A 14,863-nucleotide genomic window follows, 5' to 3' on the forward strand; every position below is an offset into this window, starting at 1 on the left:
TTCAATCGACCGCGACGGTCTGCAGGATCGCCCGTGCCAGCGCCGGCCCTGTGCTGGACTCGGCTTCGCCCACCAGGCGATGGCCCGCCACCGCCACGAACAGGGTCTGCACGTCTTCGGGCACGACGTGGCCACGGCCGAGCAGCAGCGCATGTGCCCTGGCGGCACGCAGCAGGGCAAGGCCGGCGCGCGGCGACAATCCCACGCGTACGCCGGCATGCTGGCGGCTGCGGGTCAGCAGGGCCTGCACGTAGTCCACCAGCGCATCGCTGACATGTACCTGGCCGACCGCTTCGCGCAGGGCGCGTACCTGGTTGTCGTCCAGCTGCGGCAGCGCGCGGGCGATCAGGTCGCGACGATCGCTGCCGCGCAGCAGTTCACGCTCGGCCTGTGCGCTGGGATAGCCCATCGCCAGCCGCAGCAGGAACCGATCCAGTTGCGAGTCGGGCAACGGGAAGGTGCCCGACAGATCCACCGGGTTCTGCGTGGCGATCACGAAGAACGGATCGGGCAGGGCATGTGTCTGACCGTCGAGGGTGACCTGCTGCTCGGCCATCGCTTCCAGCAGGGCGCTCTGCGTGCGCGGCGGCGCCCGGTTGATTTCGTCGGCCAGCAGCACGTGGGTGAACACCGGCCCGGGATGGAACTGGAACTGGCGGCTGCCGGCGTCGTACACCGATACGCCGAGCACGTCGGCAGGCAGCAGGTCGGAGGTGAACTGCACGCGCTGGAAGCTCAGCCCCAGGCTGCTGGCCAAGGCGTGGGCCAATGTGGTCTTGCCGAGACCAGGCAGGTCTTCGATCAGCAGGTGGCCGCCAGAGAGCAGGGCCACGAAGGCCAACCGCACCTCATGCACCTTGCCCAGCACCAGCGCGTTGACCTGGTCCTGAGCATTGCGCAGGGACTGACGCAGTTGATCGGTTAGCATGCTGGGCATGGGGGACGAAGCTGTCATGGTCGTCTCAAGTTCGGTAACCGGTCGATTCTATCCATACATCAATGCAGGGCGAACAGCGCGCACGTACGATTTTTCTCTGGTTATGGACGCTCGTCACAGCGGCCAAACTGGTCGTGGCCGCACGCCTGCCGTTGTTCGTCGATGAGGCGTTCTATTGGCAGGAAGGCCAGCATCTGGCTGCGGCCTATTCGGATCTGCCGGGGCTGACGGCCTGGTTGACCCGGTTGGGTGTGGAGCTTGGCGGCCAGCATGTGCTTGCGCTGCGCCTGCCGTTCCTGGCCATCGGTGCACTGCTGCCGCTGCTGGTATCGCGCATTGCAGCGCGCTGGTTCGGCAATGTTGCCGGTTGGCAGGCCGGCAGCTTGACGCTGCTGATGCCGTTGTCGGCAACGCTGGGCCTGCTGGCCGTACCTGATGTGCCGATGGCACTGGCAGCCGTGCTGTGCCTGGACGCCGGCGCACGCCTGCTGCGCAGCGTCGACGCTTCCTCGGCGGTGAAGTTGGCGCTGGGCCTGCTGATCGGTGCGCTCAGCCACTATCGCTTCATCGGTGTGATCGGCGTCGGCTTCATTGCTCTGCTGGCGCTGCCGCAGGGCCGGCGCATGCTGGCCGATCCGCGCGTCTGGGTGGCCCTGGCCGTTGGCGTAGTGGCATGGCTGCCGCTGTTGGCCTGGAATGCCGACAATCACGATGCCGGACTGAAGTTCCAGGTGGTCGAGCGTCATCCGTGGGCGTTCGAGTGGCGCGGCCTGTGGTTCCTGGTGATCCAGCCGATGCTGGTGACGCCCATCCTCTGCATCGCGATGTGGAAAGTTGCACTGGCCGGCACCCGCAGCGGCGGCGGTGCGCGCGTGCAGTGGCGCTATTTCGGCCTGGTCGGCGGCGTGTCGACACTGGGTATCTTCGCACTGGGCTTCTTCACCGACGTCGAGCGCATCAGCTTCCATTGGCCGCTGCCGGGCTACCTGGCCCTGCTGGTAGCGGTGCCGGTGATACTCAACGGCTGGCCGCGCTGGTTGCGGCGTACCGGCTGGTGGCTGGCCGGGCTGGGCATGGTGCTGGCCTTCGGCTATTACCTGATGGCGTCCTCGTCATCGCTGCGCGAGCAACTGGCCGGCGACAAGTACTACCCGCGCAACTTCGCCGGCTGGCAGCCGCTGGCTGCTGCGGTTCGCGAAGAACTTCAGCAGATGCCTGAAGGCAGCCGCGTACTGGCCGGCAACTTCAAGGTAGGTGCCGAACTGGGCTTCCAGCTGGGCCGCGGTGACATCGACGTGCTGCCGCATCCGCTCAATGACAAGCACGGCCGTACCGCGCAGTTGGCGCAATGGAACCAGTTGCATGAAGGCGAGCGCGACGTGCCGATGCTGCTGGTGCTGTCGCCCAGCGATCAGCGTTTCCGCGATCTGCTCGCCCGCTATCACGCCATCTGTGAACAGGTAGGGCCGCTGCCGCCACCACGCGTGGTCAGCAACGATCACGGATTCCAGCGCTTCCTGCTGTTCCGCCTGCCGGCAAAGCGCGCACAGGGGGCGTGCGTGACACCTGCGCTGGCCTACCTGGACTCGCCGGCCAATGCTGAGAAAGTGTCGGGCACGTTGGCGGTGAAGGGCTGGGCGTTCAAGGAAGGCGCCGGCCTGCTGCGTGTCGAAGTGTTGGTGGATGGGCGTTCGATCGGTGATGCACGCTATGGCCGCGAGCACGATATCCGCTCATTCTGGTCCGATTCCAATGACCCGCAGCATCCACGGGTCGGCTTTGATGCCGAAGTGGATACCACCACGCTGACGCCTGGCCGACATTGGCTGGGCCTGCGCCTGCACGGTCGCGATGGCAGCGTGGAGCAGTGGCAGGAGCAGCCCTTCGTGGTTGAAAAGCGCTGAGGCCTCGTGCCCCCTGTGAGGGGCCTGCACTCGGCTCGACGCATGGCTTGGCCCTGTACTTGCGGGCGGGCAACTTTACGGCACCGCGAATCCGGCCCTGCGCAGCAATCCGCACAGTGCGATCAGCGGCAGCCCGATCAGCGCCGTGGGGTCTCGGTTGTCGATGGCCTCGAACAGGCTGATGCCCAGGCCTTCGCACTTGAAGCTGCCGGCGCAGTCCAGTGGCTGCTCGATGGCCACGTAGCGGGCGATCTCGGCCGCCTGCAGCGCGCGGAAGCGCACCTGGGTCGTATCCATTGCCGAAAGTGATTCTCCGTCTCGGATGAGACTGATGGCCGTGTGGAAGCGCACCGTCTGCCCGGACATTGCCGCCAGCTGCGCGCAGGCCGCCTCGACCGTGCTCGGCTTGCCCAGCGGCTGACCGTTCAGGTCCGCCACCTGGTCCGAGCCGATCACCCAGCTGCCGGGGTGGCGGGCGGCCACCTCGGCCGCCTTCGCGCTGGCCAGGCGCGCCGCCAGCGCCAGCGGCGCCTCGTCGGCCTCCGCAGTCTCATCCACCTGCGGGCGTGCGCAGTCGAAGGGCAGGCCCAGCCGTTCCAGCAGGTCGCGGCGGTAGCGGGAGGTGGAGGCCAGGACCAAGGCAGGCATGCGGGAATTCCGGGGGCGGGGCGCGGCAGTCTGGCCCGCTACCGCCAGCCACAGCAAGCCTTTCATGGCAGTCATTTGACACGCGACCTGCCGATCCTTAATATTCGGCGGCTTATGTCCGCGAACGTACCCGAAACGCTGGATGCCTGGCGGATGGTCGTAGCGCGAAGGCGCTTCGACGGTCAGGTTCCCCTGGCTGAATTGACTCGCCTGCAGGGGCTTGTCGCAGATACCGAAGGTGAGTGTAATTACTCGCTCGAATTCGGTCGCGACGAGATCTTGCGGGTATCCTATGTGGAACTGACCATCGATACCGCGTTGCCGCTGACCTGTCAGCGCAGCATGCAGCGTTTCCTGCTGCCGGTGAAGATGACCCAGAGGCTTGGCCTGATCCGCGAGGAAGACGAGGAATCGTCTTTGCCGGAGGAATACGAGCCGTTGCTGGTGCCGGAAGATGGCCAGCTGCGTCCGTTGGACCTGGTCGAGGACGAGTTGGTGCTGGCGGTGCCGGTGGTACCCCTGTCGCCGTACGGTGAGGCAGTCGACAAGGACTGGGCGCCGACCGAAGAAGAAATTGAAAAGGCCAATCCGTTCGCGGCGTTGGCGGCATTGAAGAAACAATAGCAGCCGGTTGTCGTCGGCGGCTGCGGCGAAAGCGAAAAGTGTGCTGGACGCTGGCGTCCTGTGCGACGAAACGACGAAGCAAAACGAACCGAGTTTGGAGCAATCCCATGGCTGTCCAGAAATCCCGTGTTACCCCGTCCCGTCGCGGCCAGCGTCGTTCGCATGACGCCCTGAGCGCCAAGCAGCTGTCGACCGACCCGACCACCGGCGAAGTGCATCTGCGTCACCACATCACTGCTGACGGTTTCTACCGCGGCAAGAAGGTCATCCAGACCAAGTCTTCGGCTGTCCAGGAAGACTGATGTGCCGGAAGGTCGCTGCCCGCTGGGCAGCGGCCTTCGCCTTCTTTCCCGGGCACGCCGGTGAACGGCGGCTCGTGCAACAGGAAACATGATGAGCAAGCGGATCTACTCGAGGATCGCGGGCACCGGTAGCTATTTGCCGGAAAAAGTCCTGACCAACGCCGACCTGGAAAAAATGGTCGAGACCTCGGACGAGTGGATCCAGACGCGCACCGGTATCCGTGAACGGCACATCGCTGCCGAAGGCGAAACCACCAGCGATCTCGGCTACCAGGCCGCGCTGCGTGCGATCGAAGCCGCTGGTATCGACGCTTCGCAGCTCGACATGATCGTGGTCGGTACGACCACCCCTGATCTGATCTTTCCCTCCACCGCGTGCCTGATCCAGGCCAAGCTCGGTGTGAGCGGCTGTCCCGCTTTCGACGTCAACGCGGCCTGTTCGGGCTTCGTGTTCGCGCTCAGCGTGGCTGACAAATTCATCCGCTCCGGTGATGCCCGCCATGTGCTGGTGATCGGCACGGAAACCCTGACCCGCATCGTCGATTGGGAAGACCGCACCACCTGCGTGCTGTTCGGTGATGGCGCGGGCGCCGTCGTGCTCAAGGCCGACGAAGAAACCGGCATCCTCAGCACCCACCTGCATTCGGATGGCAGCAAGAAAGAGCTGCTGTGGAATCCGGTCGGCGTCTCGGTCGGTTTCGGTGAAGGCAACAACGGTGGCGGCACCATCAACATGAAGGGCAACGACGTGTTCAAGTACGCCGTCAAGGCGCTGGACTCGGTCGTGGACGAAACCCTGGATGCCAACGGCCTGACCAAGTCCGACCTGGACTGGCTGATTCCGCACCAGGCCAACCTGCGGATCATCGAAGCCACCGCCAAGCGGCTGGAGATGTCGATGGACCAGGTCGTGGTCACCGTCGACAAGCATGGCAACACCTCGTCGGCCTCGGTGCCGCTGGCGCTGGATGCTGCTGTTCGTTCCGGCAGGGTCGAGCGCGGCCAGCTGTTGCTGCTGGAAGCCTTCGGTGGTGGCTTCACGTGGGGTTCGGCACTGCTGCGCTATTGATAGTGCCAGTTACGACAACGTGAAACCGTCGTTACGGCCCCTCTGGGGCCGTAATGCGTTAAAGGAGACTGTCATGGTTGAGCCCATCGTCATCGAAGGGCAGCGCGCCTGGCTGAAGCAGTACGGCGAAGGAAGCCGAGCAGTGGCCCTGGGCCTGCTCAATTTTGTTGCCCGCCGGTTCCATCTCGATGCCCTGCGCCCGCCGCCGCACCGCGGTGGCGACGCCGCGCGCGAAACCGAGGCCCGCCGGCTGGCGGAACTGCAGGCGCAGGGCGTGAACGTGCCCGCGGTGATCGGCAGCGGCCATGCCGCGCTGGTGATCGGCGACAACGGCAGCTCGTTCAATACCTGCCTGCGCGAAGCCGACGATGCCGGCCGCGATCGCCTCGTGGCCGCGGCAATGCAGGCCATTGCCGAAGCACACGCACGTGGCGCCTATTTCGGCCAGCCGTTGCCGCGCAACCTCACCTGGGATGGCCAGAACGTCGGTTTCATCGACTTCGAAGAAGATCCGCTGGAAGTCATGGACCTGGCCGAAGCGCAGGCGCGTGACTGGCTGATGTTCGGCTACGGCGTGGCCAAGTACTACGCTGACCGCCCCGAAAGCCTGCAGGCGATGATGGCCGAGGCGATGAACGGGGTGCAGGCACCGGTACGCGCGCATGTGCACGCCGTCAGCGGCCGTCTGCAGCGCCTGGCGCGGGTGTGCATGAAGCTGGGGCGCTCGGCGCGTGCGCTGGCCCACTCCATCTTCATCACCCATGGCGCCACCACGCTGGGCCTGCTGATGGTGGTCGGCCTGTGCATGGACTGGTTTGCCGACGGCGAGCTGGACATCCTGCAGCTGCTCTGCTGATCGCGGTCCGCCGGGCCATGCCCGGCGGACCCCGTATCGCGGCACTGTCCATACGCCGTGCATACGCGCACGTACAGACGACACGGCATGTTCCCCCTTATCATGGCCCGCTTCGATTGCAACAAGCGGATGACCGCGTGACCGTATCCACCCTCGCTTTTGTCTTCCCCGGTCAGGGCTCGCAGTCTGTGGGCATGCTGGCCGAGCTGGCCGAACTGCACCCGCAGGTGCGTGAGGCCTTCACCGAGGCATCCGATGGTGCCGGCGTCGACCTGTGGGCGTTGTCCCAGGGCGGCCCGGAGGAAATGCTCAACCGTACCGAATACACCCAGCCGGCCCTGCTGGCCGCCAGCATCGGCGCGTGGCGCGCCTGGAACGCCGTGGGCGGTCCTCGTCCGTCGGTTCTGGCGGGCCACAGCCTGGGTGAGTACACCGCCCTGGTCGCCGCTGGCGCCCTCAGCCTGCACGACGGTGCGCACCTGGTGCGCCTGCGCGGCCAGCTGATGCAGGACGCCGCACCGGCGGGTGTGGGCGCCATGGCCGCCGTGCTCGGTGCCGAAGACCAGCTGGTGCTGGACGTCTGCGCGGAAGCTGCCGGCAGCCAGGTGGTCGTTCCGGCCAACTTCAACTCGCCGGGCCAGATCGTGATCGGCGGCGACGCTGCCGCGGTCGACCGCGCGCTGGCGCTGCTGGCCGAGAAGGGCGTGCGCAAGGCGGTCAAGCTGGCCGTCAGCGTGCCCTCGCACACCCCGCTGATGCGCGAAGCCGCCAACCGTCTGGCCGAAGTGATGGCCGGCCTGTCCTGGCAGCTGCCGCAGCTGCCGGTGGTGCAGAACGTCGACGCCAAGGTGCACGACGGTGTGGACGCGATCCGCGCCGCGCTGGTGCAGCAGCTGTACCAGCCCGTGCAGTGGACCGGCTGCGTGCAGGCGCTGGCCGCCCGTGGCGTCACCCGGATCGCCGAATGCGGCCCGGGCAAGGTGCTGACCGGTCTGGTCAAGCGCATCGACAAGGCCATCGACGGCCGTTCCCTGGCCACCCCGGGCGACTTCGAAACCGCCCGCGAGACGTGGTCGGCCTGATTGCCCCTGTTCCTGCCGACCGTGCCGGTGGCCGCTGCAAGCGGCGCGGGTGCGGCGGCCGCCCCAGCCTGAGGAAAACATCATGAGCAAGCCCCTGCAGGGTGAAATCGCACTGGTTACCGGTGCCAGCCGTGGCATTGGTGCCGCCATCGCCGATCTGCTGGCCGCCCAGGGCGCCACCGTCATCGGCACTGCCACCACCGATTCCGGCGCCGCCGCGATCGGCGAGCGCCTGGCTGCCCACGGCGGGCACGGCCGCGCGCTGAACGTCACCGACGCCGCTGCGCTCGATGCCGTGCTTGACGGTATCGCCAAGGAATTCGGCCCGATCTCGATCCTGGTCAACAACGCCGGCATCACCCGCGACAACCTGCTGATGCGCATGAAGGAAGACGATTGGGCGTCGATCATCGACACCAACCTGACCAGCGTGTTCCGTACCAGCAAGGCCGTCATGCGCGGCATGATGAAGGCGCGCAAGGGCCGCATCATCAACATCGCCTCGGTGGTGGGCGTGACCGGCAACGCCGGCCAGGCCAACTATGCCGCCGCCAAGGCCGGCATCATCGGTTTCTCCAAGTCGCTGGCCAAGGAAATCGGCTCGCGCGGGGTCACCGTCAACGTGGTCGCGCCGGGCTTCATCGACACCGACATGACCAAGGCGCTGCCGGAAGAAGCGCGTACCGCGCTGATCGGCGACATCGCCCTCGAACGCCTGGGTTCGCCGGAGGACATCGCCCATGCGGTGGCCTTCCTGGCCAGCCCGGCTGCCGGCTACATCACCGGCGAAACTCTCCATGTGAACGGCGGCATGTACATGCCGTAAGCAAGGGGCGCAGGGATCGCGCCGCAAGTGGTTGATCTGCGAGGATTTTTGCTGCAATGCAAGGTCACGCCGGTTTCCACTACACTATCCCACGGCCATCGCCTTTGATGGCGACCACTTTTGAACCACTACTCCATCTGGAGCGATATCCCATGAGCACCATCGAAGAACGCGTCAAGAAAATCGTCATCGAACAGCTTGGCGTCAAGGAAGAAGAAGTCACCAACAGCGCATCGTTCGTCGATGACCTGGGCGCTGACTCGCTGGACACCGTCGAGCTGGTGATGGCGCTGGAAGAAGAATTCGAGTGCGAGATCCCGGACGAAGAAGCCGAGAAGATCAGCACCGTGCAGGCTGCGATCACCTACATCACGGCCCACGTCAAGGCCTGATGCAGGACGTCAGTGCGCGTGCGGGCGTTGAGTCCGGCGCGCACGACACCCCATGGGGCCGCTGTTTGCGGCCCCGTGTGTTTGCGCACCACACCGAAGTAAACCGCGTTACCCGCAAAGAACGTTCGGGTCAGGAGAATCAGCAATGAAGCGTCGCGTCGTCGTAACCGGCCTGGGTATGGTCTCGCCGTTGGGCAATGATCTGGCCAGCAGCTGGGAAGGCATCACCCACGGTCGTTCGGGCATCGGTCCGCTGACCAACGTTTCTGATGCCTACCTGGAACGGTTCACCACCAAGATCGCAGGTGAGGTCAAAGGCTTTGACATCACCGCCGACAACGAACTGTTCGGCAAGTACCGGGTCAGTGGCAAGGATGCCAAGAAGATGGACCCGTTCATCCATTACGGCCTCGGTGCCGCCTTCATGGCCCTGCATGATTCGGGCTTGGAGATCACCGACGCCAATGCCGACCGCATCGGCGCCATCGTTGGCGCTGGCATCGGCGGCCTGCTCGGCATCGAAGAGCAGACCATCGAGTTCCACGAGGGGAAGAAGATCTCTCCCTTCTACGTGCCCAAGACCATCATCAACATGCTGCCGGGCCAGCTGAGCATCATCAGCGGCCTGAAGGGCCCGTCGTTCTCGGCGGTCTCGGCGTGCGCCACCTCCAACCATTCCATCGGCACCGCCATGCGCATGATCCAGTACGGCGATGCGGACGTGATGGTGGCCGGCGGTGCAGAGCGCGGCTCCTCGCCGACGGCGCTGGGCGGCTTCTGCGCGATGAAGGCGATGAGCACCCGCAACGATGCTCCGGAACAGGCCTCGCGCCCGTGGGACAAGGACCGTGACGGCTTCGTGCTGGGCGACGGCGCCGGCATCCTGATCCTGGAAGAGTACGAGCACGCCAAGGCGCGTGGCGCGAAGATCTATTGCGAGCTGGCCGGTTTCGGCGCCAGCTCCGACGCGTACCACATGACCGCGCCGAGCGAGAACGGCGAAGGCGCTGCGCGCTGCATGACCATGGCCATGAAGGACGCCGGTGTCACCCCGGAACAGGTCGGCTACCTCAACGCACATGGCACCTCGACCCCGCTGGGCGACCTCGGTGAGACCATGGCGATGAAGACCGCCTTCGGCGACCACGCCTACAAGATGATGGTCAGCTCCACCAAGTCGATGACCGGCCACCTGCTCGGCGCTGCCGGCGGCGTGGAAGCGATCTTCTCGGTTCTGGCAATGCGCGACAACGTGATTCCGCCGACCATCAACCTGCAGCAGCCGGGCGAAGGCTGCGACCTGGACTACGTGCCCAACGAAGCACGCCAGGCCAAGGTCGACGTGGTGATGTCGAATGGTTTTGGTTTCGGCGGCACCAACGGCACGCTGATCTTCAAGCGCGTCTGATCGCACCGGTAGGGTCGAGCCATGCTCGGCTCCGCCAACCACGAGGCCGCCGCAAGGCGGCTTCCGTGTATCCGTCTCCCGAACTGGCTGCCATGACCCACGCCCCGCTGATCCACCCGCTGCCGCACCCGATCGACCTGCTGGCCCTGCAGCAGCGCGACCCGGCGCGTTTCCCGCTGCTGATGGAGTCCACCGCCTCGGGCACTGCGCAGGGCCGCTGGAGCCTGCTGCTGGCCGCGCAGGGCGACACCCTGCAGCTGGACGCCGATGGCCAGGTGCGCGACCAGCACGGCGCGGTGCAGCCCGGCAGCTTCCTGCAGGCGCTGGACCACGCATGGCAGGCACAGCGATTGCCGCACGACGGCGGCCACGCGCTGCCGTTCCGCGGTGGCTGGGCGCTGATGCTCGATTACGAAGTGGCCAGCCAGGTCGAACCGGTGCTGCCGGCGCGCGCGCGCGATGACGGCCGACCGACCGCACTTGCCCTGCGCTGCCCGGCCGCCGTGCTGCATGACCACCAGGCCGACGCCAGCTTCCTCATTGCCGAAGCGGGCGAGCAAGCGCTGCTGGACTCGCTGGTCGCGCTGGTAGCGGGTGAACTGCCGCCGGCCGGGCAGGGCTGGCAGCCGCCGCAGTCGGTCCGCGAAGACGAGCCGCAGCGCTTCACCGAGGGTGTGCGCCGAGTGATCGACTACCTGCGCGCCGGCGACGTGTTCCAGGTGAACCTGTCGCGGCGCTGGAGCGCGCACTTCGCAGCACCGGTCAGCCCGCAGGCGCTGTACGCGCAGCTGCGGCGGGCCAATCCGGCGCCGTTTGCCGGCCTGTTCAGTGCGCACGGCCGGCATGTGGTCAGCTCGTCGCCGGAACGGCTGGTGTCGGTGCATGGCGGCCACGCACAGACCCGCCCGATCGCCGGCACCCGTCCGCGCTTCGAGGGCGACGACGATGCCGCGCGCATCCAGGAACTGGTCGGCCATCCCAAGGAGCGCGCCGAGCACGTGATGCTGATCGACCTGGAGCGCAACGATCTGGGCCGCATCTGCCTGCCCGGCACGGTCGTGGTGGACGAGCTGATGACCGTGGAAAGCTACGCCCACGTGCACCACATCGTCAGCAACGTCAGCGGCCAGCTGCGCGCGGACGTCACCCCGGGCGAGGTGATCGCCGCGACCTTCCCCGGCGGCACCATCACCGGCTGCCCGAAGGTGCGCTGCATGCAGATCATCAGCGAACTGGAGCAGGTGCCGCGCGGCGCGTACACCGGTGCGTTCGGCTGGCTGAACCGCGATGGCGACCTGGACCTGAACATCCTGATCCGCACCGCCGAGGTGGACGGCAACGAGGTCAGCTTCCGCACCGGAGCCGGCATCGTGGTCGATTCGGACCCGGACAAGGAACTGGACGAAACCCGGGCCAAGGCCCGCGGCCTGCTGCGGGCGCTGGGGCAGCAGGGCTGATCGATTGCCGCCGCCGGGCATGGCTTGTGGGTGCCGACCGTTGGTCGGCACGGACGCGTGCCCCCGGTCATGACCCCGCCCCACCGGCACGGTATCCTGCACGACGGAATCGAGTTCAGAGGTAGTCCATGGCGGGAGCCAAGCGCGGGTGTCTGTTGGTGGTAACGCTGCTGCTGGTGCTGGCCGCCATCGTGGCCGGCGCGGGCGCATGGTTCTTCTACAAGCAGAGCCAGTTTGCCGACGTGCCGTTGACCCCCAGTGCGGACAGCGTGGTCATCGCCAGCGGCGATGGCATGAACAGCGTGCTGCGCAAGCTGCGCGAGGCCGGCGTGGACGAGGGCCAGGACACCCAGTGGCAACTGCTGGCGCGCCAGCTCGATGCCGCCGGCAAGCTGAAGGTGGGCGAGTACGCGCTGAGCAAGGACCTGACCCCGCGCGAGCTGCTGCTGCGCATGCGTGCGGGCAAGGTGCTGCAGCACCGCGTCACCATCATCGAAGGCTGGAACATCCGCCAGCTGCGCGCCGCGCTCAAGCGTGCCGATCCGCTGCTGCACACCACCGACACCCTCGATGACGCAGCACTGATGGACCGCCTCGGTTTCGCCGGCCAGCATCCGGAAGGCCGGTTCCTGCCGGAAACCTACGTCTACCAGCGCGGCGACAGCGACCTGGACGTGCTCAAGCGTGCCCACGGCGCGATGGAGAAGGCGCTGGACGAAGCCTGGGAAAGCCGTGCGCCGGACCTGCCGATCAACACGCCCTACGAGCTGCTGACGCTGGCGTCGATCATCGAAAAGGAAACCGCGCTGGCCAGCGAGCGACCGCAGATTGCCGGCGTGTTCATGCGCCGCCTGAAGATCGGCATGCGCCTGCAGACCGATCCGACCGTGATCTACGGCATCGGCGCGGCGTACGACGGCAACATCCGCCGCCGCGACCTGACCACCGATACGCCCTACAACACCTACACCCGCTCTGGCCTGACCCCGACCCCGATCGCCATGCCCAGCCGCGATGCGCTGATGGCCGCTGCACAACCGGCACCGGGCGATGCGCTGTACTTCGTCGCGGTGGGCGATGGCAGTGGCGCACACGTGTTCTCGCCCAGCCTGGACAAACACAACGCCGCCGTAGCCCGCTACCTGCAGCAGCTGCGCCAGCAACGCACCCAGGAGACTCCGGCGCAATGAGTTCCGCGCTGCTTCGCCATCCCCGTTTCGTCAGCCTGGAAGGCGGCGAGGGCGCGGGCAAGACCACCGCCATCAACGCCATTCGCGAGTGCCTGCGCCGCCACGGCCATGAGGTCGTGTTGACCCGCGAGCCCGGTGGCACGCCGCTCGCCGAGCGCATCCGCGGCCTGGTGCTGAAGCCGGATGCCGAGATTGCTGCCGAGCCGCTCAGTGCCGAGGCTGAGCTGCTGCTGGTGTTCGCCGCGCGCGCGCAGCATGTGCGCCAAGTGATCCAGCCGGCGCTGCAGCGCGGCGCCTACGTGCTCAGCGATCGTTTCACCGATTCCAGCTATGCCTACCAGGGCGGTGGCCGCGGCCTCGACCCGCAGTGGATCGCCGACCTGGAGCGCCGCGCCGTTGGCCTGCTGCCCGGTTTGACCCTGTTGTTGGACGTGGACGTGGCCGTAGGCCGCGCGCGTGCCAACGGCCGCGACCTGTGGCCGGACCGCATCGAAAGCGAGCAGGACGATTTCTTCCAGCGCGTGCGCGAAGTGTTTCGCGGCCGCGCACAGCAGGATCCGCAGCGTTTCGCGCTGGTTGATGCAGGCCAGGTGCAGGAGCGCGTGGCCGCCGATGTGGTTGCGCGTGTCGAGCGCTGGCTGCAGCAAGGGGAGGGCGTATGAGCACGTTCTCGCCCTGGCAGCAGCGCGCGTTCGACCAGACCGTGGCTGCACTGGATGCAGATCGGCTGGGCCATGGCCTGCTGATCTGTGGCCCGGCCGGGCTGGGCAAGCGGGAGGTGGCCCTGGCGCTGGCCGACCACGTGCTGGCACGCGGGGATGGCGCGCATGCCACCCGCACCCGGCAGCTGATTGCCGCCGGCACGCATCCCGACCTGCAGCTGATCAGCTTCATTCCCAACAAGAGCGGCGACAAGCTGCGCACCGAGATCGTGATCGAGCAGGTGCGCGAGATCAGCAACAAGCTGGCGCTGACCCCGCAGTACGGCGTGGCGCAGGTGGTGATCGTCGACCCGGCCGATGCCATCAACCGTTCGGCCGCCAATGCGCTGCTGAAGACCCTGGAAGAACCGCAACCCGGGCGTTACCTGTGGTTGATCAGCAGCGACCCGGCGCGCCTGCCGCAGACCGTGCGCAGCCGCTGCCAGCGCCTGGAATTCAAGCTGCCGCCGCGCGAGGAAGCGCTGGCCTGGCTGCAGCAGCAGGGCCACAGCGAAGCGGCCGCGCGCGAGGCACTGGATGCAGCACGCGGCCATCCCGGGCAGGCCGACAACTGGCTGCGCGAAGATGGCCTGAGCCTGCGTCGCGAGGTCGGCCGCGAGCTGGAACAGCTGGCCGCCGGCAAGACCGGCGCAGTGGAGCTGGCGCAGAAGTGGTGCGCCGATGACAACGCGGCGCTGCGCCTGCGCTTCGCCGCCGACCTGGCGCTGGCCCAGGCCAGCACCGATGCCTTGACCACGCCGGAGCGATTGCACAAGCTTGCAGCCTGGTTCGATGCGGCCAACCGCACCCGCGACCTGCTGCGCACCACCGTGCGCGCAGACCTTGCGGTGGTCGAGTTGCTGCTGGCCTGGAACAAGGTGAACGAGCGGCCTGCCGCAAGGGGAAATCGATGAGTGCCAGCAACGCCCGTCAGGGCATCCTGTCCCTGGCAGTGAAGGACAAGGCCGCGCTGTACAGCGCGTACATGCCGTTCGTGAAGAATGGCGGCATCTTCGTGCCCACGCCCAAGCGTTATTTCCTGGGCGATGAGGTATTCCTGCTGCTGACCCTGCCCGATTCCAGCGAGCGCCTGCCGGTGGCCGGCAAGGTGATCTGGGTGACTCCGGCCGGTGCGCAGGGCAACCGCACCGCCGGCATCGGCGTGCAGCTGGCAGATGGCCAGGAAGGCGAGACGGTGCGCCACAAGATCGAAACGATCCTGGCCGGCCTGACCGGTTCGGACAAGCCGACGCATACGATGTGATTCCGGTAGCGCCGGGCCATGCCCGGCGGCCCCTGGAAACGCGCGTGAACACGAATGTGAAAACTGTTGACGGTCTCTGAAAAGCCCCTATAATGAGCGGCTCAGCAACACACCGGGCGGTTAGCTCAGCGGTAGAGCATTGCCTTCACACGGCAAGGGTCACAGGTTCGATCCCTGTACCGCCCACCATGTTGCAGAACGAA

At 66.7% G+C, this 14,863-nt stretch carries 16 protein-coding genes and 1 tRNA gene; 15 read left to right on the top strand and 2 right to left on the bottom strand.

The window, feature by feature from the left end; genetic code table 11:
- Position 1: 1 nt before the first annotated feature.
- Positions 2–955: an AAA family ATPase gene (locus AC1DCU_RS09730; RefSeq protein WP_025879382.1), complete on the bottom strand. Its 954-nt coding sequence runs from the start codon at positions 953–955 to the stop codon at positions 2–4.
- Between the two features lie 44 nt (positions 956–999).
- Here AC1DCU_RS09730 and AC1DCU_RS09735 point away from each other — a divergent pair, with 44 nt between their 5' ends.
- Entirely contained in the window at positions 1,000–2,841 is a 1,842-nt protein-coding gene (locus AC1DCU_RS09735; RefSeq protein WP_032977359.1) for an ArnT family glycosyltransferase, read from the top strand.
- 75 nt (positions 2,842–2,916) lie between these two features.
- Here the strand turns inward: AC1DCU_RS09735 and AC1DCU_RS09740 are convergent, their stop codons facing one another.
- A complete protein-coding gene (locus tag AC1DCU_RS09740; RefSeq protein WP_442251300.1) occupies positions 2,917–3,489 on the bottom strand; it encodes a Maf family protein in 573 nt (190 codons plus the stop codon).
- Positions 3,490–3,603: 114 nt separating this feature from the next.
- On the opposite strand from AC1DCU_RS09740, the gene AC1DCU_RS09745 reads away from it, so the two are divergent.
- The 14 genes from AC1DCU_RS09745 (at position 3,604) to AC1DCU_RS09810 (ending at position 14,849) form a co-directional block, all read left to right on the top strand.
- The gene (locus tag AC1DCU_RS09745; protein WP_025879385.1) at positions 3,604–4,113 is read left to right on the top strand and encodes a YceD family protein; all 510 of its coding nucleotides are present in this window, start codon (positions 3,604–3,606) and stop codon (positions 4,111–4,113) included.
- Between the two features lie 107 nt (positions 4,114–4,220).
- Entirely contained in the window at positions 4,221–4,415 is a 195-nt protein-coding gene (gene rpmF / locus AC1DCU_RS09750; RefSeq protein WP_025879386.1) for a 50S ribosomal protein L32, read from the top strand.
- A gap of 91 nt (positions 4,416–4,506) precedes the next feature.
- Complete coding sequence (locus AC1DCU_RS09755; RefSeq protein WP_025879387.1) at positions 4,507–5,484, top strand: beta-ketoacyl-ACP synthase III; 978 nt, start codon at positions 4,507–4,509, stop codon at positions 5,482–5,484.
- Between the two features lie 73 nt (positions 5,485–5,557).
- The gene (locus tag AC1DCU_RS09760) at positions 5,558–6,340 is read left to right on the top strand and encodes a BUD32 family EKC/KEOPS complex subunit (protein WP_032977357.1); all 783 of its coding nucleotides are present in this window, start codon (positions 5,558–5,560) and stop codon (positions 6,338–6,340) included.
- Between the two features lie 137 nt (positions 6,341–6,477).
- Entirely contained in the window at positions 6,478–7,422 is a 945-nt protein-coding gene (fabD, locus tag AC1DCU_RS09765; RefSeq protein WP_025874079.1) for an ACP S-malonyltransferase, read from the top strand.
- 82 nt (positions 7,423–7,504) lie between these two features.
- On the top strand, positions 7,505–8,248 hold the full coding sequence (fabG, locus tag AC1DCU_RS09770) for a 3-oxoacyl-ACP reductase FabG (RefSeq protein WP_025874078.1): 744 nt from the start codon (positions 7,505–7,507) through the stop codon (positions 8,246–8,248).
- Between the two features lie 152 nt (positions 8,249–8,400).
- Positions 8,401–8,640, top strand: a complete 240-nt coding sequence (gene acpP, locus AC1DCU_RS09775) for an acyl carrier protein (protein WP_025874077.1) — start codon at positions 8,401–8,403, stop codon at positions 8,638–8,640.
- A 145-nt stretch (positions 8,641–8,785) separates the two neighbouring features.
- Positions 8,786–10,048, top strand: coding sequence for a beta-ketoacyl-ACP synthase II (gene fabF / locus AC1DCU_RS09780; protein ID WP_025874076.1), 1,263 nt, complete (start codon positions 8,786–8,788; stop codon positions 10,046–10,048).
- Positions 10,049–10,140: 92 nt separating this feature from the next.
- Positions 10,141–11,505 carry an aminodeoxychorismate synthase component I gene (locus AC1DCU_RS09785; protein WP_032977353.1) on the top strand — a complete coding sequence of 455 codons (1,365 nt, stop codon included), beginning with the start codon at positions 10,141–10,143 and terminating at the stop codon, positions 11,503–11,505.
- A gap of 128 nt (positions 11,506–11,633) precedes the next feature.
- A complete protein-coding gene (mltG, locus tag AC1DCU_RS09790) occupies positions 11,634–12,695 on the top strand; it encodes an endolytic transglycosylase MltG (protein ID WP_099841998.1) in 1,062 nt (353 codons plus the stop codon).
- Positions 12,692–13,357 (top strand): dTMP kinase, encoded by a 666-nt coding sequence (gene tmk / locus AC1DCU_RS09795; RefSeq protein WP_282279654.1) that lies wholly within the window; start codon positions 12,692–12,694, stop codon positions 13,355–13,357. Before mltG ends, tmk begins: the two co-directional genes overlap by 4 nt.
- On the top strand, positions 13,354–14,310 hold the full coding sequence (locus tag AC1DCU_RS09800; RefSeq protein ID WP_032977348.1) for a DNA polymerase III subunit delta': 957 nt from the start codon (positions 13,354–13,356) through the stop codon (positions 14,308–14,310). Before tmk ends, AC1DCU_RS09800 begins: the two co-directional genes overlap by 4 nt.
- Positions 14,307–14,660 carry a PilZ domain-containing protein gene (locus AC1DCU_RS09805; protein WP_025874071.1) on the top strand — a complete coding sequence of 118 codons (354 nt, stop codon included), beginning with the start codon at positions 14,307–14,309 and terminating at the stop codon, positions 14,658–14,660. The genes AC1DCU_RS09800 and AC1DCU_RS09805 overlap by 4 nt, the downstream gene beginning before the upstream one ends.
- A gap of 114 nt (positions 14,661–14,774) precedes the next feature.
- Positions 14,775–14,849 (top strand) — tRNA-Val (locus AC1DCU_RS09810).
- Positions 14,850–14,863: the final 14 nt, after the last annotated feature.

The sequence above is a fragment of the Stenotrophomonas sp. 10L48 genome, from assembly GCF_056395105.1.